General features: G+C 56.9%; 20 protein-coding genes. 10 read left to right on the top strand and 10 right to left on the bottom strand.

The annotated features are described in order from the left end of the window. Positions 1-24: 24 nt before the first annotated feature. Positions 25-372, top strand: coding sequence for a DUF760 domain-containing protein (locus LEP6406_RS0210180; protein WP_008319222.1), 348 nt, complete (start codon positions 25-27; stop codon positions 370-372). 15 nt (positions 373-387) lie between these two features. Next, the gene (locus tag LEP6406_RS0210175) at positions 388-1,881 is read left to right on the top strand and encodes a phenylalanine--tRNA ligase subunit alpha (RefSeq protein WP_036030003.1); all 1,494 of its coding nucleotides are present in this window, start codon (positions 388-390) and stop codon (positions 1,879-1,881) included. 481 nt (positions 1,882-2,362) lie between these two features. On the opposite strand, the gene LEP6406_RS0210170 is transcribed toward LEP6406_RS0210175, so the two are convergent. From LEP6406_RS0210170 to LEP6406_RS0210150, 5 genes are all read right to left on the bottom strand, one after another. After that, a complete protein-coding gene (locus tag LEP6406_RS0210170) occupies positions 2,363-4,717 on the bottom strand; it encodes a WD40 repeat domain-containing protein (RefSeq protein ID WP_008319218.1) in 2,355 nt (784 codons plus the stop codon). Further along, positions 4,714-6,195, bottom strand: a complete 1,482-nt coding sequence (locus LEP6406_RS0210165; protein ID WP_027269021.1) for a hypothetical protein — start codon at positions 6,193-6,195, stop codon at positions 4,714-4,716. The genes LEP6406_RS0210170 and LEP6406_RS0210165 overlap by 4 nt, the downstream gene beginning before the upstream one ends. 8 nt (positions 6,196-6,203) lie before the next feature. After that, entirely contained in the window at positions 6,204-7,238 is a 1,035-nt protein-coding gene (locus tag LEP6406_RS27405) for a phage tail protein (RefSeq protein WP_008319214.1), read from the bottom strand. A gap of 89 nt (positions 7,239-7,327) precedes the next feature. After that, the gene (locus LEP6406_RS0210155; RefSeq protein ID WP_008319212.1) at positions 7,328-9,523 is read right to left on the bottom strand and encodes a putative baseplate assembly protein; all 2,196 of its coding nucleotides are present in this window, start codon (positions 9,521-9,523) and stop codon (positions 7,328-7,330) included. Positions 9,524-9,525: 2 nt separating this feature from the next. Beyond that, the gene (locus LEP6406_RS0210150; protein ID WP_008319210.1) at positions 9,526-9,954 is read right to left on the bottom strand and encodes a GPW/gp25 family protein; all 429 of its coding nucleotides are present in this window, start codon (positions 9,952-9,954) and stop codon (positions 9,526-9,528) included. 148 nt (positions 9,955-10,102) lie between these two features. On the opposite strand from LEP6406_RS0210150, the gene LEP6406_RS0210145 reads away from it, so the two are divergent. Beyond that, positions 10,103-10,417: a PAAR domain-containing protein gene (locus tag LEP6406_RS0210145; protein ID WP_263971161.1), complete on the top strand. Its 315-nt coding sequence runs from the start codon at positions 10,103-10,105 to the stop codon at positions 10,415-10,417. Between the two features lie 40 nt (positions 10,418-10,457). On the opposite strand, the gene LEP6406_RS0210140 is transcribed toward LEP6406_RS0210145, so the two are convergent. After that, positions 10,458-10,985 carry a LabA-like NYN domain-containing protein gene (locus LEP6406_RS0210140; RefSeq protein WP_027269020.1) on the bottom strand — a complete coding sequence of 176 codons (528 nt, stop codon included), beginning with the start codon at positions 10,983-10,985 and terminating at the stop codon, positions 10,458-10,460. A gap of 998 nt (positions 10,986-11,983) precedes the next feature. Between LEP6406_RS0210140 and LEP6406_RS0210135 the strand changes: the two genes are divergently transcribed. Further along, a complete protein-coding gene (locus tag LEP6406_RS0210135) occupies positions 11,984-13,018 on the top strand; it encodes a hypothetical protein (protein WP_008319205.1) in 1,035 nt (344 codons plus the stop codon). Between the two features lie 107 nt (positions 13,019-13,125). Here the strand turns inward: LEP6406_RS0210135 and LEP6406_RS0210130 are convergent, their stop codons facing one another. Further along, positions 13,126-14,055: an isoaspartyl peptidase/L-asparaginase family protein gene (locus LEP6406_RS0210130; RefSeq protein WP_008319203.1), complete on the bottom strand. Its 930-nt coding sequence runs from the start codon at positions 14,053-14,055 to the stop codon at positions 13,126-13,128. Positions 14,056-14,167: 112 nt separating this feature from the next. On the opposite strand from LEP6406_RS0210130, the gene LEP6406_RS0210125 reads away from it, so the two are divergent. Further along, positions 14,168-14,461 carry a helix-turn-helix domain-containing protein gene (locus tag LEP6406_RS0210125; protein ID WP_008319200.1) on the top strand — a complete coding sequence of 98 codons (294 nt, stop codon included), beginning with the start codon at positions 14,168-14,170 and terminating at the stop codon, positions 14,459-14,461. A 75-nt stretch (positions 14,462-14,536) separates the two neighbouring features. On the opposite strand, the gene LEP6406_RS0210120 is transcribed toward LEP6406_RS0210125, so the two are convergent. Next, positions 14,537-15,166 carry an Npun_F5749 family FMN-dependent PPOX-type flavoprotein gene (locus LEP6406_RS0210120; protein ID WP_008319198.1) on the bottom strand — a complete coding sequence of 210 codons (630 nt, stop codon included), beginning with the start codon at positions 15,164-15,166 and terminating at the stop codon, positions 14,537-14,539. A 170-nt stretch (positions 15,167-15,336) separates the two neighbouring features. On the opposite strand from LEP6406_RS0210120, the gene LEP6406_RS0210115 reads away from it, so the two are divergent. Continuing rightward, on the top strand, positions 15,337-16,434 hold the full coding sequence (locus LEP6406_RS0210115) for a calcium/sodium antiporter (RefSeq protein ID WP_008319196.1): 1,098 nt from the start codon (positions 15,337-15,339) through the stop codon (positions 16,432-16,434). On the opposite strand, the gene LEP6406_RS0210110 is transcribed toward LEP6406_RS0210115, so the two are convergent. Beyond that, positions 16,421-17,899, bottom strand: a complete 1,479-nt coding sequence (locus LEP6406_RS0210110) for a glycoside hydrolase family 13 protein (RefSeq protein WP_008319194.1) — start codon at positions 17,897-17,899, stop codon at positions 16,421-16,423. The two genes, LEP6406_RS0210115 and LEP6406_RS0210110, sit on opposite strands and share 14 nt — an antisense overlap. A 114-nt stretch (positions 17,900-18,013) precedes the next feature. After that, the gene (amt, locus tag LEP6406_RS34215) at positions 18,014-20,470 is read right to left on the bottom strand and encodes an ammonium transporter (RefSeq protein WP_008319192.1); all 2,457 of its coding nucleotides are present in this window, start codon (positions 20,468-20,470) and stop codon (positions 18,014-18,016) included. 294 nt (positions 20,471-20,764) lie between these two features. Between amt and LEP6406_RS0210100 the strand changes: the two genes are divergently transcribed. From LEP6406_RS0210100 to LEP6406_RS0210085, 4 genes are all read left to right on the top strand, one after another. Continuing rightward, positions 20,765-22,243 (top strand): tetratricopeptide repeat protein, encoded by a 1,479-nt coding sequence (locus LEP6406_RS0210100; protein ID WP_008319191.1) that lies wholly within the window; start codon positions 20,765-20,767, stop codon positions 22,241-22,243. A gap of 82 nt (positions 22,244-22,325) precedes the next feature. Continuing rightward, the gene (locus tag LEP6406_RS0210095; RefSeq protein ID WP_008319189.1) at positions 22,326-23,114 is read left to right on the top strand and encodes a TIGR04255 family protein; all 789 of its coding nucleotides are present in this window, start codon (positions 22,326-22,328) and stop codon (positions 23,112-23,114) included. Then, positions 23,111-23,575, top strand: coding sequence for a hypothetical protein (locus tag LEP6406_RS0210090; RefSeq protein ID WP_008319186.1), 465 nt, complete (start codon positions 23,111-23,113; stop codon positions 23,573-23,575). The genes LEP6406_RS0210095 and LEP6406_RS0210090 overlap by 4 nt, the downstream gene beginning before the upstream one ends. Positions 23,576-23,581: 6 nt before the next feature. Further along, positions 23,582-23,875: a hypothetical protein gene (locus tag LEP6406_RS0210085; RefSeq protein ID WP_008319184.1), complete on the top strand. Its 294-nt coding sequence runs from the start codon at positions 23,582-23,584 to the stop codon at positions 23,873-23,875. Position 23,876 lies beyond the last annotated feature (1 nt).

The raw sequence follows: 23,876 nt of genomic DNA, 5'->3' as shown, positions 1-23,876 counted from the left end.
GGACACAAGGTAACCAAAGTTTCTATGACGTTTAATCCTGAGCACGCAGATTTCGCGAGCCTCCATATTGATAGTGACGCTGCCAATCAGTTGCTTCAATATCTTCAACATCAGCCCCCTGAGGTGCTGAGTCGGGTCGCCCAGTCCGTCAGCTCAGAAATCAAGCAAATTATTTCCCACAACGTCCAGGGATTGATTGGGGCGCTGCCTTCCGAGGGTTTTACCGTCCAGGTCACCACCGATCGGGATAATCTTGCAGGACTACTGGCCTCCGCCATGATGACGGGCTATTTCCTGCGGCAGATGGAGCAGCGGATGGAAATGGAGGTGTCTCTCATGGGTTCCCTCCCCCTCAATCACGACGACGATTAGCCGATGAGATGTGCGGTGCTGGACCCTGCTCAATTCACCGGAAAACAGCGTCAGTTTGTCCAACAGCTCCAGCAGGTGCAGCGGGTGGACAGTTTGCGATCGCACTGCACCCAGCACGGCTTCGACTTCAATTTCATCAAGGGCTTTTTGCTCAGCGGTGCCCTAGCGGGGGCAGTGGAGTGGCAGGAGCAGACCCATGAAACCTGGGGCTTGACCGCCAAAGGACAGGGATTACAAGAGGGCATTCCAGGGGCGGCCCTAGCGGCGCAGTTGCTCCAGGGTGTGACCGATGTGTCCACTCTCCTAACTGTATTGGGGGAAGCCTTTAGCCTCCACTACGGGGCGCTGCGAAAGGGACATATTGTGGATCTGCGCCATGATCAAGGGCCGATCGGTGATCCAGGCAATACCATCAAAACCATCGCCCTGGTGCAACCGGACGCCCTGGTGCCCTATCCCCAGTACCAGGCCACCTACGAGGCACTGAAATCCGGGCAGGTTCCCGGCCCCGATGCCGCTGAAGCCCTGGACTGGCTCCAGCAACAGGGCTATGTGGCTCGCCAAGGGCAAAGCGACTATCGGCTGACCGTGTTGGAGCCCCTGCGAGACCTCAATCTCCAGCCCGTCGTGACCGCCCTCACCAGCGATCTGATTTTGTCTGGCCAGTGGCAGAATATTGTCCTCAAGGCATACGACATTCAGGCTCCCGTCCCCGATGTGCCCTACGGTCGCCCTACGCTCCTGACCCAGTGCATCGAGCGCATCCGCGATATTTTCCTGAATATGGGCTTCGATGAGATGGCCGGCTGCATCGTGGAGTCTGCCTTCTGGAACTTCGACGCTCTGTTTACCCCCCAAGATCACCCCGCTCGGGAGGTGCAAGACACCTTTTATCTAGCCAATCCCCAAACGGTGCCCCTGCCGGAGGACCGCGATCTAGTCGAACAGGTGCGCCAGGTTCACGAGGCCAACTACGGCGGTCAATGGACCGAGGCGGAGGCCAGCCGCGCCATCCTCCGTGCCCATACCACCACCTCCACTGCCCGTCGCCTGCACCAGATCCAGGGCCGGGACGGCAAGTATTTTTCCATCGATAAGGTCTTTCGCAATGAAACGGTGGATCGCACCCATCTGGCGGAGTTCCACCAGATTGAAGGGGTGGTGGTGGGGGAACTGCTGAGTGTCCGCACCTTAATGGGCTATCTGATTTATTTCTACGAACGGCTGGGGTTCAAAAACCTCAAGCTCAAACCTACCTACAACCCCTATACGGAGCCTTCCCTGGAAGTCTACGCCTACCATCCCCCCAGCCAGCAGTATTTGGAGGTAGGTAACTCGGGCCTCTTCCGTCAGGAAATGCTGACCCCCCTAGGCTGCGGCGACAAGTCCACCGTGGCCTGGGGCCTGGGCCTAGAGCGGATCGCCATGCTCCTTTACGATGTGGAAAAGTTGTCGGATCTGGTGGGGCCAGATATTCGGTTGCCCTCATCCCTGTCTCCATCTGCCTAAAGCGCGATCTGGAGCTGCCTAGTGGACCCAAGGGTATCAACCCAAGGGTGGTGTTAATGGGAATGGGGTTCTAGGGGAGGTTCGCCCCTGTTTGATAAACGAACAGCTTTAACCCGTGATTCTTAACGGGTGACAAGGGCGCTTCAATTTGGCTCAGGACAGGCAAGGGATTGCCCCTACGGGATCTATAGCGCTTCTCACTCGGGTTAAGTACAGGCAAGGGGCTTAAGCCCCTTGTTCCCCGAATTGCCATCAAGTTGAGCTATACCTCATCCCTTAGGGAACCGCTATATCTGTCACTCTCTGCATTGGGCGCGGAAACCGCGCCCCTACCCCACCACCCCAATATCGGTCACCCGGCAACAAGGACAACCACAAGGGATTGCCCCTACGGCAACACCCTGCATTGGGCGCGGAAACCGCGCCCCTACGGGATATTAAATTCAAAATTCAAAATTCAAAATTCCTACCACCCACCCCATCACCGGCCAACCGCACATTCCCCCGGAGGTAAAGTACTAGCGGGAATAGGACGGGCCTCTAAATTCACCGCGCCACTTTCGGTGCCATAGGCCACCAGCAAGCGACGGGCTTGTTGTTGGATATCCACAGAGGTGGCTGCCCCTCGCCCCCGGTGCCAGCGTACCCCCTCCTGAGCGCCGGGGCGGCGTCGCCCTTCGCTATTGAGGGGCCACATGACCACATGACCATCCTCACCCCCACTGACGAGATAACACCCATCGGCAGAAAGGGCGATACTCCGCACGGGTAGCCCTTCATGGCCGGTTCCCCAGTCGTCTAGGAGCCGACAGGGCTGATTTCCCCCACCGGGGAAATTCCCCGGCAAACAGGGGGCTAAATCCCAAAGACTAAGACGGCCCTGGCTGTCAGCCACCGCCAGTAGCGTCGGTTTCTCCGCCGCCGTAGCCACATCCCAGATGTACTGGTTCCCATCCCCCGGTGGATAGTCGAGAGGTTGAAAGGTTTCCGTTTCCAAATCCAGCAGCACCAAACGATTAAAGCGCCCCGCCGCCACCAGATGCTGCTCTGCCGCCCCCGCCATAGCTAGGGCTTGGACCGCAAACCCGGTCTCAAACCCTCGTTGGGGTTGGGTTTGACTCAGGGGAATTTGACCTGGCGTAATGTTCCATTCCAACACCAGACCACTGCCGTGGGCGCTGAAGAGCGTTTGCCCCGCAGCGGGTAACGCCAGATCAAACACGCGATCATCTTGGGCATAGTTGAGGGTATACACCCGCTTGGACAAAAGATCCCAGCCCTCGATCTGACCATTTTCAAAGCCGACCCAGATCTGGTTGTTGTTATTGGGGCGATAGGCCGCTACCCGCAGGGCCTTATCCCTTCTCCAAGTTCGGGAACGCCACTCAACCCTGCCGAAAATACCCCAGCGCAGTAGGGCTTGATCATCGCCAGCACTGATGAGTTCATGACCTTGGCCACTGAACTGTACCGCATTCACCACACCTCGATGGCCTCGGTGAAGAAAGGCCCACCATAGCCACAGGGTCAACAAAATCCCCATGCCCGCTGCCGCCAACTGGAGCCAAAAGGGAATCACCGGCAAGACTTGGATGTCGAGAAACTCCTGTTCTTGCCGGAGGTGGAGATCGCTGCCAGAGGTATATCCCTCCACCTTGAGCTGGCGGCGGCGAGGCCAGCCTAACCAGGGCAGGGGATGGACCACTTCAAGATCCAATGTGGCGGTCTCGCCCACCTCCACCAAGCGTTCCGGTGGTGTGATTTGCAGGTAGGGGCGGCGACGGGGGGAATGATCCCAATCCTCCACTGGGGCGTCTATTGCCACGTCTAGGGGAGGGGATGGCAGGGGTTGGAGATCTCGTCTAGTTTCTGGAGCCTGCTCTTCAAGTGCGATGGTCGAGGACTGGCCCAAAGGGGGCATCGCACCGTTGGATTCCGTTGCTACCGGATCGATCGCTGTACCGCCAAAGCGCCGCTGGAGTTGGGGCAGGGTGTAGTGGGCGCTGGCCTCTACCGACTGGGCCACATTGCCTTCATTGGTGAACTGCACCGCAAAGGTAGTCTGGGCCAAGGGTGAATTGTAAAACCACCCTCGCCGCTGGGGCAAACGCTGCTGCTGGGGCTCACACGCCATGATTAAATAGCCCTGGGGCAGTACCTCCAGACTCGCCTGTGCGATCACGGGTAGGGTATTGGCCTGGGTCGCGGTTACTGTGAGGGGATAGCGACGACTGGGGGCGGCGGTGGGGGCAGGCAATTGGCAGAAGAATCGCACATCTAGCGTCTGCCCCGACTGGAGGTGGAGGGGCTTTTCATCCCCCTCCGGTAGCCAGAGACGGGGCAAACCCGCTAGTGCTAGGTGAATATCCACCGCTTGACGATTGAGGTTGTGCACCTGGACCGGAATTTCCAGGTTTTTTTCCGGGTAGACCTGGAAACTGCTCACGGGCAGCACCAAGCGGGGGGGAATACGGCTATTCCCCTCCACCACAAGGCGTAGAATTTGGCGATCCTCGTCCCGTAGCTCCAGGGAAGACACCCGCACCGTCAGGTTCATGGTGCCGCTAAAGCCCACGGGCACTGGGGGCATGGCCAACAACTCGATCTGAAAGCGGGTGCGGGCTCCACTGGGGATTTTGGAAGACACCGCTGGGGCTACTCGGTACCAGGTATGAGCCGTTTGGGTATCGGCTCCAGCGGCGGAGAGGTCAAGCTGAAAACTGGCAAAACTTGCGCTGGTGTTGTGCACCAACACCTCAAACTGGGCCGGTGGCCCATCGGGATGAAAGGTTAGAACCTCTGTCGAAAGCTCAGTGGTGAGGGTTTCCGTAATCATGCCAGGGGGTCTCCGGGGCGGCGGGCACGCAGGCTATCAGTGGCACTGGGGCCGGAACGAACGGCGTTGGGGAGCCCTTGTAGGCGACTGAGGTAGCGCCGATACCAGCCGTAGTACAGCAGGTTTACCCCAAATTCCTGACTGCTGCGAAGCTGTTCTCGGGGGGTAGACAGGGCGACATTGGGACGCCAACTCTCGGCGAGGGCACCCACGACCACTATGAGCCCCCCCCAAGCCCGTACCTGGAGGGGATACCCTGCCGCGCTAGGCCACCCTGCAAATACAAAGGGGCGCTGCCGCAGCAAATGGTCTGGCCCAATCGCACCGCTGCCCTGGAGCGGGCAACCCACGGCAGCGGCGAAGGAGGCCAGGGTCTGTAATATGGTGTCCACTTGGCTGGCAATATTGCTTTGCACCGCTTGGAATTCCTGATGCAGATCCGCCCGTAGGTCAACGGTAGTGTCGTCCCGCTCAGCGGCTGCGATCGCAGTTTGGAATTCCGCCGCCAGAGGATAGAGGCTGGTCAATGCCGTACCGTCAATGGCAACGGGCACCACCAGTGCGCCACCCTGGGCGAGGTGACGCTGGAGCGTGGCTTGGGCAGAAACGGGGAGAGAGCGGGCCAGGGTGGCAGGTAGGTAAAGCCAGTCCCAAGGGGTAGGGTCCGCCGTGGCCAAGGCCGTAGCATCTAGCCTCAGGGGGGGTAAAGGGGCAAGGGCCGGATAGAGTCCTGGCACCGCTTGGGCTAAGGGGGCCACTTGTCCCTGGTCCCAGACCGCGATGCCCCCAGTTTCTTGCTCCAGGAGGTCTTTGCCCACCTCCTGGATTTCCACCAGTTGCACCGTACCCTGGGGGCGGGACTGCGCCCACTGGCGATAGCGGAGATCCAATTCTTGGGGGTTAGGGGCTAGAACATCTGCGGTGGAGACCAGTGCAGTACTCCCCCCCGTCAGTAGGAGACGACACAGTTCCACATCCGCTGCTTCAGGAGCTGTGGTTTCCACCAGGGAAAAGGTCTCTGGGCTGCTGCTCAAGGCACCGTTGGCAACACGATCGCGGGGGTCAGAATACCGCAGCACCAGAAAAATGGTATGCACCTCCCCTCGGGGGGGGGCAGATTGCAAGCGAAAGTCCACCACCTCCGACACCACGATGGGGTTGCCCAAGGCATCAATAGCAACACCGGGTTGCACCCGCACCCAGCGCTGATCACGATAGCGGGCTTCTACCGCCTCCGGGGCCGTTGATACCGCCACCCCTAAACCCCAGATAATCCCTGGTTGAAATAGCGCTTGGTAGTAAAAATTTTGGCGCTGGCGATGGTAGTCATGGGCCTGCTCCCACAGATCAGCCGTCATCAATAGACCATCGCTAATCTGGAGGCGATTGAAAGGGATGGGGGCGGGTCGGAAGGGGAAGTCGGTCATCGGGCGGGAAGTTGGGGAGTGGGGGAGTGGGGTGTTGATGGGGTCAACCACAGATGGTTTTATCCTGCGATCGCAGATACAGAAGATTGTTGAACAACTTGGGGCTCAACGGTCAGATCATAGGTGCAAAAGGCCGGTTTTTCTTGCTCAATAATGGTTCGAACTAGGGTTTCGTCAATGGCATGGCCCAGGAGAGGACGCAGCCGCACCCGAAAGTGAAAAGGCCGCCCACCTCCGAGTACCGCATCTTGGCCCAAAGCCGTCTCCCCGAGGATAAAGCCTCGGCTAAAGACCTCCTCAATTGCGATCGCCTGTTGCGCTGACGGCGTATCGGCGGAGGGTAGGGGCAAACCTGTGTACAGGTGCAGATAGAGACACAGACCCCGGCGAGTACCGCGAAAGCGATAGATTTCCATGGCCTGACGGATTAGTCGCCGTTGGTCCGCCAAGGGCCACTGGGGCAATGCTTGCCACCCCACCCAATGGGCCAAAAAGGGCAACAGGGTGGTAGGAGCAGTGAGGGGATCCAAGTGTGCCCACAGGGTGTCCATTGTTTGGACAGCGGGCTCAAAGGTCTGCTCAAAGATGGCTAGTAGGCGACCAATAAAGTCCACCTCACGATAAAGGGCGGGCAAAAATCGAGGATAAAGGCTGTGGGGCTGCACCACCAGGGTAAAGGGAGTAGTAGACTGCCACAGGGCATTTCCGCCCTCCTGGGGTCGTCCCTCCAAGACGACTTGGCCGCTGTAGGTCAACTTCAAGGTCTCCCCCGGCCCTAGGGGCTGCTGCTCCAAATAGTCGGCAGGAATGGCAAACTGCACCACCGCATCCATCTGGCGACCCGCAGGTAGGGAGTTCCCCTCCTGGCCCACCTGACACCACTGGTTCGGAAAGTCCCCACCCACCCGCAACTGCACCGCTAGGGGTTGATTCTCATCGTTGCGGACCTGGACCACCAGTTCGCTGGGTTCCCCCGGCGAGAGCCGCAGCCGACAGGCACTGGGGGTACTGTCCAAGGGGGTACCCAGAGCTGTACCCCCCGCTGTTTCCAGAGCGGGGGGCAACTGCATGGGGGTGAGGGTCACGGAGAGCATAGGCGGTCTCAGGGCAACATTAGTCGCAGGACAGAATTCAGTGCAGGACTCAGTGGGTATCCCAGCCCAGGGCGCGGGTCGGAGTTGAGTTAATTAATCACACTGATGGTATGACCCGACCGCAAAAAGCGATCACGCCAAGAGCACACCAACCCCACCGGACCCACCTCAATCGTGTCATTGGTAGCCAAGGTCCGTACCCAGGTCCGGTTCTGGAGTCGCAGCTCAAACAGGAGCATTGTGCCCAGATATCGGACCCCTACCGTCTGTTGAAATAGGGCAATCAGGTCGGACTTGTACAAAGGCACCCCAAAGGGCCAGCCCTGGCCATCCATACCCCCGGTCACAGGATTCAAAAAGCGGTAGAGCTGGGTTTGCAACGTCTCTACTAGGGTCTGCTGGGCCTGAGAATTGCGGTAAGCAGGCTCCACCCCCACCTCCGCCTGCACCGACACCCCCACATAGGTGGGTGCATGGAGTTGAACTTGAATGCCCAACAACCGCCGCTCGTCTAAAAAGGCCATGACCTGTTGGCGCAGGCCATCAGACAGCTCAAAGCTACGGGGATGGAGCCCCTCCCCACGGGTAATAGGTGTCGTATCTACCGCAGGCACCACCCGCAGGTGCACACTGCCCGCCTCTCCCTGATAGGTGGGGTCACGGGGGCAGTAGGCCCGAGCCACCCCCCGACTGGCCTGAAGCGTCAGGGTCTCAAAGTCTTCTGGAGTGACAGCGCGATCGCGGGTTCGCAGCAGACGCGGCACCCGAATCACCGCCTCCTCCAGGGACTCCCCATCAGCCCCCCCCAGTGCCCCCCCGTGATTCCGCACAGCAGTCACATAGGGCACCGCCGATTTAATAATCTCAATAGCGCCAGCCTGGACATTTCCCAACTGTCCGCCCCCGGTGCGATAGGCCGCCATGTGCAGCCGCGCCCCTCGGGCGGGTATCTTGCCATACTGACGCTGCTGAGATTCAGCCGCAGCCAGCTCCATCGCCGTGGGAGTCCGCCCCGCTACCTGCTGTTGTTGGCGCAACCGAGTCTGTTCACGCAGGTGAACAGACTCGCGAATTAACGGCCCAAACTGGATTTCCCCCGTCAGCGAATCCAGAGTGTAATGCAGATCCTCCGGCCCCGAGTCGGCAAAATCATGCACCTCCTGCCACACCTGGGGTAACTCCATCGGCGGCATCACCACCAGATGTTCCCCCTCTCGCCGGGGCAGGATATTTGTAGCCTGGAGTTGGAACTGCTGGCCAGGAGTGCCATCACTCTCCCCCAGTAGTTCATCGCGAATCACAGTACATTGGCTCACCATAGTCGTGCCGCCAATGGTGCGGGCCGCCAGCCCCGAGAGAAAGGGCGATCGCCGATAGGTAGCCTGCTCATCCTCCGGGCTGGTATAGACACAGCGCAGCCAGCGCCCCTGGTAGGACGCAAAATAATCCACAGGCCAGTCCAGAGGCAGATGCAACACTACATCCGCCTCTCGCTGCCCCACCCCTTCATCCACTTGGGTCGGGTCTTCAAAACTAAAACCCCGCGTCCCGTCATCTTGCTCTTGGCGCAGAATAGGCTGCCAAACCCGACCATCCCAGGCTTCCCAACGGCGAGGGGGATAGTCAGGATTGATCCCGGTAGAGCCCGCCGACTCCCCCTGGAGGGTGACAGCAATAACATTGCCATCTAGAGCGGCCTCCGGCTCAAAGACCAAGTAGAAACAATTATTAACCGCAGGTTGTTCCTGGAATAGGGGCTGCTCCCGCCCCGTCCAGGCTCCCCGAGCGTCCTGGGTCCATAGATTAGAAAAGCGATCGCGCAGCACCTGGGGCCGAGTCTCGGTAACATCAGCGGTCAAAAAGTGGCGAATCCTCGGCGTCCCCAGGGTAAGCAGGCGATCGGTACTGAATACCACCGCCTCGTCCGTCTCCGTGCGCTCCGTAGCCACCTCCGTCCCACCGGGAATGGTGTAGGGGTCCTCCAGGGCCGCCGAGAGATAGAAAGTAACCGCAGTCTGGGCCGGAACCGGAGGCCGCAGACGAATACCCAAGATTTCCAAAAAGGTAACGTAGTTACGCCGAGGCACTTGGTTGAAGCGCAGCAGCATCTGGTCCGTCAACCAGGCAAATAGCTCCACCAGGGTAATGCCGGGGTCGGAGGGATTGTAATTCGTCCATTCCGGGCAATAGCGAGGAATACGAAGAATACATTCCTCCACCAGTTCCTGAAAGGTGCGATCGTCAAGATCCGACTTGGGCAGATTCGGCAAAAAGGAAAAGTCCATAGCTAGGACACCTCCCCAGGGGGCAACAGATAAAAGGGATACACCAGACTACGGCTATCGTGACCGGACTTTGGGCGATAGAGAATCGAAATATCAACCCGGCCCCGCACCGGATCCGGCACCGTCCGCACCTCCTGAAGCTCAATCCGAGGTTCCCACTTCACCAGCGCCTCCTGAACATATAGACGAATCAGCAGCAGGGTTTGGGTATTTAAGGGGGCAAACACCAACTCCGACAGCCGACAGCCAAAGTCAGAGCGATAGATCCGCTCCCCGACGCTGGTGCCCAAAATGATGCGAATACTGTCCTCTAGATTCCGCTCTCGGGCACTGAGCTGAAGCCCCCCCTGAACACTCACCCGTAGAGGAAAGGCCAAGCCCTGCCCTAGAGGATTAGGGGTGCGATCGCCACCAGCTTGTACCACAGGCATCCCTCAGCATACCGCCCCAACCTTACGCAGCTCGTGGTCCCCTGTAAACTCCCCAAAAGTCGAGTTTTCTGACCCTCTCCGTCCCACCGATGCCTTGCCATCTTTGGCCATCCAGGGGGCTAATGCTACCGTTGAGGCATCCTCATTGATGGTCACTAGACCCACCACAACTATGGGTACCCCCGCCGCCAGACTGACTGACCTCACCGTCACCGCAGATCCGATCACCGGACCCGGCATTCCCAATGTGTTAATTGGGGGCTTGCCCGCCGCCGTCATCGGAGATTTGGTCAGTGGAGCCGTCTGTGTCGGAGCCATTACCGTCGGTTCTCCCACAGTGCTGATTTCGGGCCGCCCCGCCGCCCGTCTAGGCTCCACAGTAGAAGGCGTTAACGCCGTCACTGGCGTCAAACTAACCACCGCAGTGCTCTCCCCCTGTTGTCCTACTGTTCTGATTGCCTAGGAGTGATAATTGTTAGTGAGATGAATTGTTAGTGAGATGATTAGTGATAATTATCCACCTTCTCGATATGGCTACGGATATCATTAAGATCTAGGTAGCGGTCAGTGGCATTACGGAGTTCTCGGGCAATCATACCCTCCGTAGAGACGACGGTAATGTGGGTACTTTTGGACCGCAGCAGTTCGATCGCTCGCTCAAAGTCCCCATCACCGCTGAATAACACCACGCGATCGTATTGATCCACGGTATTAAACATGTCTACCACAATTTCAATATCTAGATTGGCCTTCTGGGAATATCGACCGGAATTATCGTCGTAATATTCCTTCAAGATTTTTGTGCGCACAGTGTAGCCCAGACTAATCAGGGCATCTCGAAATCCTCGCTGATCTTGGGGATCTTTGAGGCCGGTATACCAAAAGGCATTCACCAGAGACAGACCACCATCAAGAGCGAGAAAAAACTCTAGTACCCGTTTAGGGTCAAAAAACCAGCCGTTTTTTTGCTGGGCGTAAAACATATTGTTGCCATCCACGAAGATGGAAAGGCGGTTCATAGGTTGAGGCATAGGGATTCGTTAAACGCTAGAGATATACAGAGAACTTTCAGACACAGAACTTCAAACACAATCCAGCCAACATAGCGATTCTGCATGAACTTTGAGTAAGCCTCTTCGTGGGTTTTCTCCTGGCGGAGACACTGCGCAAACGCGGTTCGACCCGCACTACGAAGATCTTCAGAAATCAAAGTCGTATTATGACCTTCTTGATCTCTGCTTCCGTCTTAGGTTCGGTGCCCACCCATTTGATGCCTCCTCAAAGGTAACAAGGGAGGCATTGGGATAATTAGGATGCACCCAAATATAGTCTCCTGAATTTGGGAGAATCTTTTCCCAAAACAAATTCGCCAAGACAGTATAGACGAATATCAACCCTCAAAGGTTGCCAGATTTCCAGTACACATTCGGAGAGCGCAGAGGAGCCTATAAATAGGATCGTGAGCCTAAACTCTAGCGAAAAATTAGCGCTTCTGGAAAGCCTATAAGGTTGAATATCTATAGGAATCTGTAGAAGACAAACTAGGAAATTTGCTAAAGAGAATGATCTAGAAGTCCGATGAAAATCAATATGTAGTCACTACTCAAAACTGGAGAACTTATCATACACCCCAGCATTATACCGTTTTGCGATCCGGTCAAGATCTGCTCGGGCATATCTAGGGTTGGGGGAAGACGACCTAGCCAAGCCTGCGAAGCGGGAGGGCTGAGGTGTCTGAGATAGGTTTGGAGCCAGCAGGAGCAGTATGGGGTTCTGATTCCTGTCCTCGGATGGCCCGGATTGCTTCTACCCAGGGCAGTTGAGGACGACAGCGGTGATGGGAGTTGGAAAAAATGCTTAGGTAAGATTTTTAGACTTATTGCCGGATTTTTGCGGTTTTGGGAACTTATTCTGGAACTATCGGTCAGAAACACTCTGTCTGATCGATGTCTTTCTGGCCCAACCGAAGAACGCCCGTAACCCCTGGGGCGAAGAAGTTATCAAACGGAGAAGTGATTAAGTGGTAGCCATGCGTAAGTCTCTATTGGCCTTGACCAGTGCCCTGTTGTTGACTCCTGGTGCGATCGCACCAGCAATGGCCCAACGGGTAGTTAACGTCAGCCCTACAGTCAACGCCCAGAATATTTCCCCGGATGCCGCGATCTCAGGGCAATTTGACACCAGTAGCGGTACCGTACAAGCTGGGTCAGTCGTGATCTTGGTAAACGGCCAGAACGTTACCAGTACCAGCACCATTACCCCCAACCTCTTTACCTATCGTCCCAGTACCCCCTTCCCCACAGGGCCAGTCAATGTACAGGTGGAATACATTGGCGGCGACGGATTCAAGCGCACATCCTCCTGGCAGTTTCAGGTGCAAGCCCCCCGTCCGGCGGTAGAGATCGCCTCCATTACCCATAACGCTGCCTCTAGTCCGCTGGGGCCAAACACTACCTTTTTAGTCACGATTAACGGCACCCCCGGATCTCAGGGATCTGTACTGCTGGTGCGCGACGGTCAAACTGTCCAGACCCTCCCAGTTCAGGAGGTTTCTGCCGGGGTCTATGTCGCCACCTTGACCGTTACCCCCAATACTCGCCTAGCAGAGGGCGTGGTGGTGGGGCGTCTGCGCCGGGAAGGCCAGACCAGCTATGCGATCGCACCCCAGCCAGCAGTATTTACCGCCACCGCCACGGCGACAACTGGCCCCAGCACCGTGGTAGAACAGCCCGGTAAGCCCAATACCGCAGTGCCCCTAGCCCCCGTCTTCACTAGCCCCACCAATAACAGTACTGTAGGGGGTGGCAGCTTTACCCTGGTCGGGCAGACCCGGCCTGGGGCAACAGTGGATATTCAGGTAACGGGTAGCACCTCCATCTTTGGCCTCGCCAGTGTGGGACAAACCCTCTTAGAAAGCCAAGTCACCGCTGACGCCAATGGCGTGTTCCAAATTAATGTGTCTCTGGGGCTCTTGAGCGGACGCGGTACCCGTTACACGGTGTCAGCCACCGCTAGCCAAGACGGGGAGCGGGCTAGCAGCCAAATGAACCTCACCCACCAATAGGCAGGCAATTATCAATATCGGCAAGTCTAAGTATCGGGATGGAGCATAGGGCTGTCCCGATACTTACCTGTTTCTAAGGGCCTGTTTCTGAGAGCGAGTTTGCTTCCTCAGGACAGCTTGCAATAGGTATCGCCCCCATGCTCAATCCAGCCGTAGATCATGCCCGAGGTGGAGTGACCCACGGCGCACCGCCCCATTTGGTCGATCACAATCACCCCCCCGAGACCGTTTACCTTATCCACCAGGTATTGGATTCCTGCCTTCGCCGCCTCCGGTCCAGAAAGACCCTTGAAATAGATCAGATCGGAAATAGTCTTACTCAGCACCGTGCGCTGAAACTGCTCTCCGTAGCCTGTGGCGGATACGGCACAGGTTTCATTGTCGGCAAAGACGCCCGCCCCAATGATGGGACTGTCCCCCACCCGGCCCCAGCGCTTGTTGACAATGCCTCCAGTGGAGGTGGCGGCAGCTAGGTTACCTGCCTGATCACGGGCGACAGCGCCAATAGTGCCCAGCTTATATTGAGGTTCCGCATCTTCGTGGTCCAGCATCATCCGACCTGACTGCTGGGCTTCCCGCCACTGACGAATGCGAGACTCTACGACAAAGTAGTCATCCTCCATCCGCGTGATGCTGTGGAGCTTGGCAAACTCCATAGCTCCTTTACCGATCAGCATCACATGTTCACTTTTATCGAGCACGCAGCGGGCTAAGGCAATCGGGTTTTTGATGTAGGTGATCCCCGCAACGGACCCTGCATCCAAATCCCGACCATCCATAATGGCAGCGTCCATTTCCACTTCCCCGTACTCATTCAGGACAGAGCCCCGCCCCGCGTTGTAAAGGGGGTCATTTTCGAGACAGATGGCACAATGCTCAACGGCGTCAAGGGCACCCCCCCCCGCCGCTAAAATTTTTCGACCTGCCTCTAGGATGTCGTGGAGGCTGCGGGTAAAGTCTGCTTCGCTTCCTTCTCGTTTGATATGTTCTAGGGTTCCCGAGCCCCCATGGATCATGAGGGAAAAAGGCTTATCCATGTGTTCGGCGTTGCGTTAAGGAAAGATGCAAGAAGCAGATCATCGAAATATCACATCTTAAAATAGTTTTGCGTTCGATGCGGTTTATTTTGAGCAAAGGAAGAAATTCACCATGACTGTACTTGAGCCTCCGGCCCTAGATTGGGACCAAGATATCCTTGACCTAGCGATGGCTGAAGCCGCTAGTCTCAAAATCCGCACCGACCTGATGTTAGAACTCCAGCACTGTATTCAGAATCGTGGCTGGACGCCAGTGGAAGCCGCCATAGCCCTGAGACAGACTTCACCCCAGATGCAGAATTTAATGAATGGGGAACTAAGCCGCTTCACGACCGAGCAGCTCATTCAACTACTGTGTAAAGTTGGTTGCCAGGTTCGGGTTTCTGTCACAACCCCATCTCACTAGGATTGCCAGTACCGCAAGGCAGAAGGCAGCTTCCCACTCACCCCGTTGGGGTGAGTGGGAAGCTGCCTTTCTCTATTAGGGATTGACGACGATAGCTCGCCAAGAGGGCGCCGCGATAACCCCTTTGGGCTGGTCCCTGACCATCACATCCACCAAACTATTCTCCTGCCGCAGGTAAATCCAGCGATTTTGGGGCGAACCTCGCAGTTCTAGGTGATCCACTTGGTCTGGGTTCAGCAGTAGCAAGGCAAAACCGTCCAGAGGTGCGGTGGGGTCAGGATGGGGGGTGTCGAAGCCATCCGCAATATGGGGCTGGCCGGGATGGGGCCAGGTGAACTGCTGGCGGGCGTTGTCGGAGAGGGCTTGCCAAGCGTGATGGCGGGCAACTTGGAGCGTTTCCTCTACCGTTGCTGCCGTTACCAGGGTCAGGGTGCCCCCCAGGCGAAACTGTTCTCGGGTTTGGGTGAAATACCAGCAGGCTTCAGCGGCGGGGGCATCCCCAAGGGACACAACCTTGTTACTACGGGTATCGGTGACAAATATCAGGCGATCGCTCTCGGGTAGAAAGCCCCGAAATACCACGGTACGGTTAGCGGGGCGACCATCGGCCCGCAGGGTCGCCAGTTGCAAATAGCGGCTATAGGGACGGCTGCGATTGCGATGCAGGGCACGGGCTAAGGGCGATCGCCAGGGTGCTAGGGTCATAGATTAAGAACTCAGGGCAACGATGGGGAACCTCTCCCTATCCTAAGGAACTGGGGGAATCGATCCATCGCGTCTACCGTTACAGTGAAAGAATGTCAGCATGGATTGCCCAAGCTTAAACCTGCTCAGACAGCTTCCTGCGCTAGCCCCTTCTCCCTTGTCCAACCGCTATGAGCATTCTCACGATTCTGTCCTTGATAGGTGGCTTTCTGTTGTTAGTCATTGGGGCAGACCTGTTGGTACGGGGAGCCTCTAGCCTCGCCACCCTTGTCGGGCTTTCCCCCCTAGTGATTGGTCTCACCGTTGTCAGCTATGGCACCAGTGCGCCGGAGTTGGCGGTGAGCCTCCAGTCCTATGCCCATGGCCAGGTGGATATTGCCCTAGGCAATGTGATTGGTAGCAATATTTTCAATGTGTTGATGATCTTGGGTCTGTCTGCTGTAATTGTGCCGCTGACGGTGGCACAGCAGTTGATTCGTCTGGATGTGCCGATCATGATCGGGGTCTCGGCCTTGATGGTGGTGTTTGCTATGGATGGTCGAATTGAACAATGGGAGGGGATGTTGCTGCTGATGGGCAGCGTTCTCTACACCGTTTTTCTGGTGTACCAGGGGCGCAAGGAGTCGAAATTAATAGCCCAGAATGCCCTATGTCCCCCTGGCGATGCGTTAGTCAAACGCACCCCCGTACAAATTCTGGTGAGTGTGGGACTGGTGTTGATAGGACTGGGGCTATTGGTGGTCGGGGGACGTTTTCTGGTCTATGGGGCCGTTGAGATCGCAGAAGCTATGGGGGTCAGCCAGCTCATCATTGGGTTGACGATTGTGGCGGCGGGCACCTCTATGCCGGAACTGGCGACCTCGGTGGTGGCCAGCTACCGGGGGGAGCAAGACATTGCCGTGGGGAATGTAGTGGGGAGCAATATTTTCAACATTCTTACGGTTTTGGGAACTATCTCGATGCTAGGAGGCATTCCGGTATCAACGGCGGCACTGCGGTTAGATTTACCCGTACTGCTGGCGGTTGCGATCGCATGTTTTCCGATTTTTTACACCGGCAACCGTATTTCCCGCTGGGAGGGGCTGCTGTTTGTGGGCTATTACGTCGCCTACAGTGCCTATCTGATCATGAACACCGTAGAGCACAGCCAGTTAGGGGTCTACAACTACGTCATGCTGCTCTTCGTTATTCCCCTGACGGTGATCACCCTCCTGACCCTGGTGTGGCAGCATTTCCCCCACCCTCGACGTAAATCTACCCGAGAATGATCCCCGTTCGGGGGGGAAGAGTCAAAGTCCAACGGCCCTGTCCCGCCCCCGAATCTAGAGATCCCGCCCCATACAACACCTGGGGATCACCTAAACTAGGCGGAACCTGCTGGGGCGTGAGTTGGGCCACTTGGTCCCCGGTATTCACCGCAACTACGATGGTCGAGGACCGGTCCAAAGGGGCCATCGCGCTATCCGTCAGACAGCGGGCAAAACAATAGGCATGATCCACCGTAGCCAGAATCCGATAGTCCCCCAAGCGCAGAGCAGGCTGATCGTGCCTGAGGGCAATCAGGTCGCGGTGATGTTGCCACAGCTCCAAATTCCACTCAGACCGGGGGGGTAAAGCCCAGCGGCAGTCGGGATCCAGCCCCCCCCGTAACCCCACCTCATCCCCGTAGTAGATACTAGGCGCACCAGGAAAGGTCATCTGGAGCAGTACCGCCAGTTCAAGACTAGTCTGGTCGTCCCCCATCACCGACAAGGCACGGGCAATGTCATGGCTAGAGAGCAGATTGAGCTGGGCTAGTTGAATTTCCCAGGGATAGAGATCCAAAAGCGCCTTAATCTTTTGCCCATAGCCCGCAGCATCCAAAGCCGGATAGGGATAGTAATCCGGTTCTTCCGCATAATCCATGCGCACACGATCGCCCCCTGTAAAGGCCAGGGTTGGTCCCGTAAACAGGTAGTTCATTACCCCGTCAAACTGGCTACCGTCCAGCCATTCCTGGGCATTGCGCCACACCTCCCCCACGATGTAAGCCTCCGGGTTAATCGCCTTGATCCGCTGACGAAATTCTTGCCAAAAGCCCTCGGCCTTGACCTCGAAAGGCACATCCAATCGCCAGCCATCAATACCCTGACGTACCCAATGTTCCCCTACCCGCATCAGGTACTCTCTCGCCGCCGGGTTGGCATGGTTGAACTGGGGCAGGGCGCGGTTGTTGACCCAACTGCGATAGTTGGCGGGATAGTCGCCATCGTAGGCAGAGAGGGGCCAAGCTTCCACCTGAAACCAGTCCAGCCAAGGGGAAGCAGGGCCGTTTTCCAAAATGTCGTTGAAGTAAAAAAAGCCCCGACTGGCATGGTTAAACACCCCATCTAGTACCACCCGCATCTGACGCTGGTGGGCCGCCGTCAGGAGATCCTGAAAGGCATCATTACCTCCCAATAGGGGATCCACTTGGTAGTAGTCGTGGGTGTGGTAACGGTGGTTGCTAGCGGATTGGAAAATGGGGGTGAAGTAGAGGGCCGTCACCCCCAGATCCTGGAGATAGTCCAACTGCTCCGCCACCCCCCAGAGTTCTCCACCCTTGTAACCCTGAGGGGTGGGGCGGGCTGTCCAGGGTTCCAGCGGCACCGCCATCTCAGGCCGATGACGGGGGCTTTGGGTGCGGGCAAAGCGATCCGGGAAAATCTGGTAAAACACAGCATGTTTTACCCAGTCCGGGGTCTGAATCATCATGGCAAAAGGGTCCTGCTCTCCACGCATAGGCTAGCGGATCGCCCGGACCCATTCCAACTTCACCCATGAGGGTATTCATGCTCGGGTTTAGCAACACCGGAGCCGAAATAAAGGTCAGGGTTGCTTCAGGATCAGCAGGGTTAAATCATCGGCAACGGCTTCCCCGTCGATGTGGCGGCGCACATCCTCCACCACTGCTTGGTGAATCTCCTGGGCGGTTTTGTCGCGGGATTGGATTAAAACCTTGTAGAACTGCTCTAGGCCATACTGCTGCCGTTGAGCATTCATGGCTTCGGTGATGCCATCGGTGTAGAGTACGGCTACATCACCGGCATATAGCTGCACATTGGTTTCCGCTAGAAAAGGGGAAATGTCCTGCTCTAGGCCCAGGGGAAACCCGAGATCGATGGTGTCAATGGATTCAATCGTTCCTGCTTGGCGCACCACGATCAATTCCTCATGCTGACCACTGAGGCGTAACAGACCTGCTTCGTAGTCCAGCAGGGTAATGGTCATATTTTTTTGGGACTGCATCCGCCGTGTGTTCTCATACAGCGTGCGGTTGACTACGGTGAGCAACTTGACGGGGTCCGTTTCCCCATTAGCGATCAGGGTCCGCACGGCGGTTTGGGCCATGAGCATCACCATGCCGCTCTCTAGGCCGTGGCCAGTGACATCGCCGATGCCTATGCGAATGCGATCGCCTTGTTGCAGCACGTCATAGTAGTCGCCCCCCACCTCGGCAGCCGGTTCCATAAAACCCGCGATGTCTACCCCTGTAATTGCCTTCAGCTCCGTCTCCGTGGGCAGAATCATCTCTTGCAGTCGGCGGGTCACCGCTAACTCGGCCCCCATGCGCAGGTTTTCTGCTTGGAGTTGCTCGTTCAAACTAAGGATTTTGGCATTGGCCTGGGCTAGATCAGCAGTGCGTTCTACCACTCGCTCCTCCAGTTGGGCATTGGTCTGGGCCAGTTGGTTCCGGGCTTCCTGAAGGCTGCGCTCCCGAATTTTGACCCGTTCAAACATCTGCTGAAAGACCCGCGCCAGTCGCCCCAGTTCATCGGCGCGCTGGGCCACGGGATTGAGCTGAAGGGGTTGAAAGGTGTCATTTTCCACCGCTGTTGCCGCTGCTGTGACCAAGGTGACCTGTTGCAGGTAGGCTAGGGTTTCTTGGGTTTTGCGCTCTAGGGTGGCGATGACTTGGTTGTAGCGAGTGGCAATGTAACCTACCTCCGTGAAGGGGTTGGCGGGTACCCGCAGGCTGAGGTCCTGGGTTTTAGTTTGGGATTCCATCACCTCCAAGAGGTCATAGAGTTCGGTCTTGGCCCGGTGCTCCGACACATTTAGGCCAATTTCCTCCTCCGCTGCGGAGACTCGCAGCGGTAGCCAGCGATCGATCCCCTTCAGCACTAGCCAAGTCAGGCCAAAGGCCCAGAAAAAGCAGGTGAGTACCCCAATAAACTGGATAGCAATGAGGTGGCCTCGGCTGAGGTTGGTCCCCAGTACATCGAGCTGGCCAAAGATTCCCACCGCCATCGTGCCCCAGAGACCCGCCCCGCCGTGAACCGCGACGGCATCTACCGCATCATCGATGCGCCAGTGTTCCAGAGCCTGAATCACCAGGATCATGATGCCACTGCCCACTGCCCCAATCACAAAGGCCATAGGGGTGGTGACGGCATGGCAACTGGCGGTGATGGCCACTAGACCTGCCAAGGAACCGTTTAACAGCAGTTCTACTTCGAGGTGGCGGTAGCGCAGCAGGCTCAAGAGACCTGCGGTGATCATGCCTGCGGCTCCGGCAATCAAGGTATTGAGGATGATACCTGCCACTTGATTGGTAAAGATTAGGGTGCTGCCGCCGTTAAAGCCAATCCAGCCAAACCACAGCAGCATTACCCCCAACATGGCCATGGGCAGGTTCGATCCTTGGATTTTTTGGGGCGGACCTTGGGCCGGGAATCGGCCTAAACGGGGGCCAATGTGTAGCAGGATGGCCAGACTGATCCAAGCCCCGGTGCTGTGGACAACGCTGGCCCCGGCAAAGTCGATGAATCCGAGCTTCCCCAGCCAGCCGGAAGCCTGTCCTAGTTCCAGGCCGTTCCAGGCCCAACTGCCAAAGAGGGGGTAGATCAGCCCGGAGGCCCAAACCGCGATCGCAAGATAGGCCCCAAACCGCAGACGCTCTGCCACCGCCCCCGACAGAATGGTGGTGGCGGTGCTGCAAAACATGGCTTGAAAGACAAGGAAGGCAATCAGATCAGGGTAATGACCGCCATCAATGGCAAAGTTGCCCCAGCCGAACCAGCCCCCCACCGTTGGCCCAAACATCAGCCCATAGCCCCAAAGCCAGAATAGGAGTAGGGAGAGACCAAAATCCGCCAGGTTTTTGACGGCTACGTTAATGCTGTTTTTAGAGCGGGTGAGCCCCGACTCTAGACACATAAAACCGGGCTGCATCAAAAATACAAGCCCAGCACAGACCACAATCCACAGTGTATCGGTCACATTGGTCGAGAGCGGGTCTGCGGACTTCAGGAGAACCGACGATTTCAGGATCAGCGCAACCATAATGATGATTTCAGGCCCACCAGGAAGGGATAAGTACAAATACGGTGATTACAAATACGGTGATTTTTACTGTATCCCGGATGGGGGTGATGGGGTGTATGGCCGAACGGCATTCCAGAAAGGGCTGCGGCTATACACCCCATCACTTCCACACCCCTGCACGCAAACCACCCTCTCCAGGGCACCCTAGCCCCACTACTGCCCGTCATAATTAGGCGGCGCATCTGACAAAAGCTGACCTATCATTGCGCCATGGCTTCGGTTGGCCACTGGGAAGGGAGGGATTTAAGGACTATGACCACGCTAACAACATTGAAAACCGCGATCGCGCTGTGGAGCTGCCTAACAGTCTGTGGGGCTGTTGCGACCCCGACATTGGCGCATACCACCGGGGAACCAACCCGAGTGTCCCAAGTTTCAGGGGATGCGGATCCCACCGCCGTGCCCTCAGACCTGCCTGCGGAAACGACCCCAGAGGAGGTGCCCCCCAGCCCGGTGGAGCTGTACAACCGGGGGGTGGATTACTTCAACCGGGGAGAATATGTAAATGCGATCGCGGATTTTGACGCCGCCATCGTTCAGCAGCCCGACTATGCCGCAGCCTTTATGTATCGGGGTGCGGCCTTGAGCCAGTTAGGCAGGGCTGATGAGGCTATTGGCAGCTTGAGCCAAGCCATTCGCCTAGACCCGACCCTGGCCCGTGCCTACCTACTGCGGGGCACCGCTTACTACGAGTTGGGAAATATTACCCAAGCCCTAGTAGATGTGCAGGAAGCGTTGATCCATGACCCGGAACTGGTCAGCGCCTACCTCTACCAGGGGCTGGTAGATACTCAGATTGGGAACATTGAATCGGCCATCGCCAACCTGAGCGAGGCGATTCGCATCAATCCCCAGAACCTCAACGCCTACATTCTGCGGGGCTTTGCCTACGACCGGGCCGGTGACTATCGATCCGCGATCGCAGATTTCACCTACGTCATTGAAAATACCCGTGCCAGCGGCATCGCCCACGTTGGGCGCGGCGTAGCCCATTATCACCTAGGCAACCTCACCGACGCCGAGCGCGACCTCAACACCGCTGTTCGCTACACCCCCGGCGCAGTCGAACCCTACTACAACCGCAGCTTTGTCTACGCCGCCCAGGGTCGTCCCCAGAGAGCCATTCGAGACTTAGACGAAGCCATCAACCGGGATACCAGCTTCTTTGCCGGCTATCTGAACCGGGGCATCCTCCACAGCAGTATGGGGAATCATGGATCTGCGATCGCGGACCTCAGTCGTGCCCTGGAATTGAATGGTGATTCCGCCCTAGCCTATCGCTATCGAGGCGATGCCCAGTTGGCCCGAGGCAATGAGCGAGAAGCCCTACTGGACTATAGTCAAGCCTTAGCGCTAGACCCCAACAACCCCGAGCTTTACACTCTGCGCGGCAAAGTTCGCTTTGCCCGAGGTGACATACCCGGAGCACTGGCAGACTACAACCAGGCCATCTTCCTGAGGCCAGACTACACAGCGGCCTATAGCGCTCGGGGCATGGTCTACGCCCAAGTGGGCGACAGCCAACGGGCCTATGATGATCTATCCCTGGTGATTGCGGTAGAAGAAGGAGCAGTGAGCCCAGATGTGTTCTACCAGCGGGGCATGTCACGGCTGCGCCTAGGGGACCGCTTTGGAGCACGGCAGGATCTAGAACAAGCCGCCAATCGCTACCTAGAGACAGGACAGGCTGAACCCTATCGCCGTACCCTGCAACAACTCCGCCAGATTTAGAATGAGAAACCAAGGGTTTCAGCGCCTGTTCCAGTAGTTGGAACCCTCATTCTGTCGATACTCAGAACCCTAGCCCACTGCCATGAGCCCGCTGCCCAAGTTCAGTATCGATTTCAGCGAGGAGTTTCCCAGCCTGCAAGCCCCCCCCAGCATAGAGGCGGTGATTCATTGGCAGACCCATGCTGGCAAAAAGCTAGAACCCGAAGCCCTCAAAGCAGAGTTAATCCAGCGGCTACCCGACTATCCCAACCTCCAGACTCAGCATGACGTTCAAATTGGTGCTACTGGGGCACCTGATGGGTCTTCCGAAATCTTCCATCGGGCACAGTGGAGCGGTTTTCGCCTTCAGGATGAGCAAAATCGCCACGTGGCCCAGTTCACCCTCAACGGCGTTACCTTCAGCCGGTTGGAACCCTACGAAGAGTGGGCCACCTTTCAAACCGAGGCTCTGCGGTTTTGGAATATTTTCTTAGAGTTGGCCGCGCCGACCATCATTCAGCGTCTGGGTGTACGCTATATCAACCGCATTCCCCTGGCTGTTGGTGAGCAACCCTCCAAGTATCTCAGCACCGTCCCCACCCCACCACCGGGCTTAGACCTCGCCACCGAGTCATTCTTCCACCAAGACACCTACCCAGTCCCCGGCTACCCCTACTCCATCAACTGGGTCAGAACCATCCAACCTACTGGTGCAGACCCCGCCGATGGTCGAGCCTTAATTGTGGATATCGACGTTTTCACCCATGAGTTGCTTCAATTAGACCAAGACACCCTAGCCCAAAGACTCCAGGAAATGCGCTGGCTTAAAAATAAAGTTTTCTTTAACTGCATGACCCCCCATGCCCTCGAACGCTTTGGAGCCACACCATGACCGCAGCCATTTTGCCCCGAGGTGTTAGCTCTACCGCTACCTACATCGACCAGGTCAGCCGCGACAATCAGCAGTACTTCGCCCACACTGCCGCTTTGAGCAAGCAGCCCGCCATCGACGAGCTAGTCACCACCTGGGCCGGGTGTAAACTCCCCAACTGGGATGGCTATGATGCGTTCCCGGCAAAAGAAGAAACGCTGAACTATGCCTATGCTGTGATTCAAGCACTGCCTTTGGGCTTTCCCTTGCCCTCTGTAGGGGCAGAACCCGATGGTCATTTAACGCTTGAGTGGTATCGAGATCCCCACTGGACAATTTCAGTTAGCATCAGCCCTGAAGGGATTCTCTATTACGCGGCTCTTTTGGGTAATAGCGATCCACGGGGCTCAGAGCCGTTTCTAGGGGAAGTTCCAAAACGGCTGCTCAACCTGATTCAAGAAGTTGCTCTAGTTAAGAATTAAGGGTTCATGCTTGAGCCAGAAAATATCCCTCCGGTTGAAGAAACGGAGTTACTCGCCCGCTACGCTATGCAGAGCAGTCATTTTCGAGGCGATCATTCCGTAAAGCCCAACCTGTTTATCCCCCATCCTTACCAAGAGTTGTCGGTCACCCGCCATCGAGGTGCGACGGAAGCGGAAATTTGGCAGGCTGGGGTTAATGTAGCGACTCAACAGCAGCGTACCTTCTACGGTCGGTCAGACATTCTAACCAGGGATTGTCTGGTAGAGTTCCCTGCGAGTCACGGCCCAACCTTTTCCTGAT

Origin of the sequence: Leptolyngbya sp. PCC 6406 (assembly GCF_000332095.2) — a bacterium.
GTDB lineage: Bacteria > Cyanobacteriota > Cyanobacteriia > Phormidesmidales > Phormidesmidaceae > PCC-6406.
Note: the sequence above shows the minus strand (reverse complement) of the source record. Positions and strands in the feature narration are given on the sequence as shown.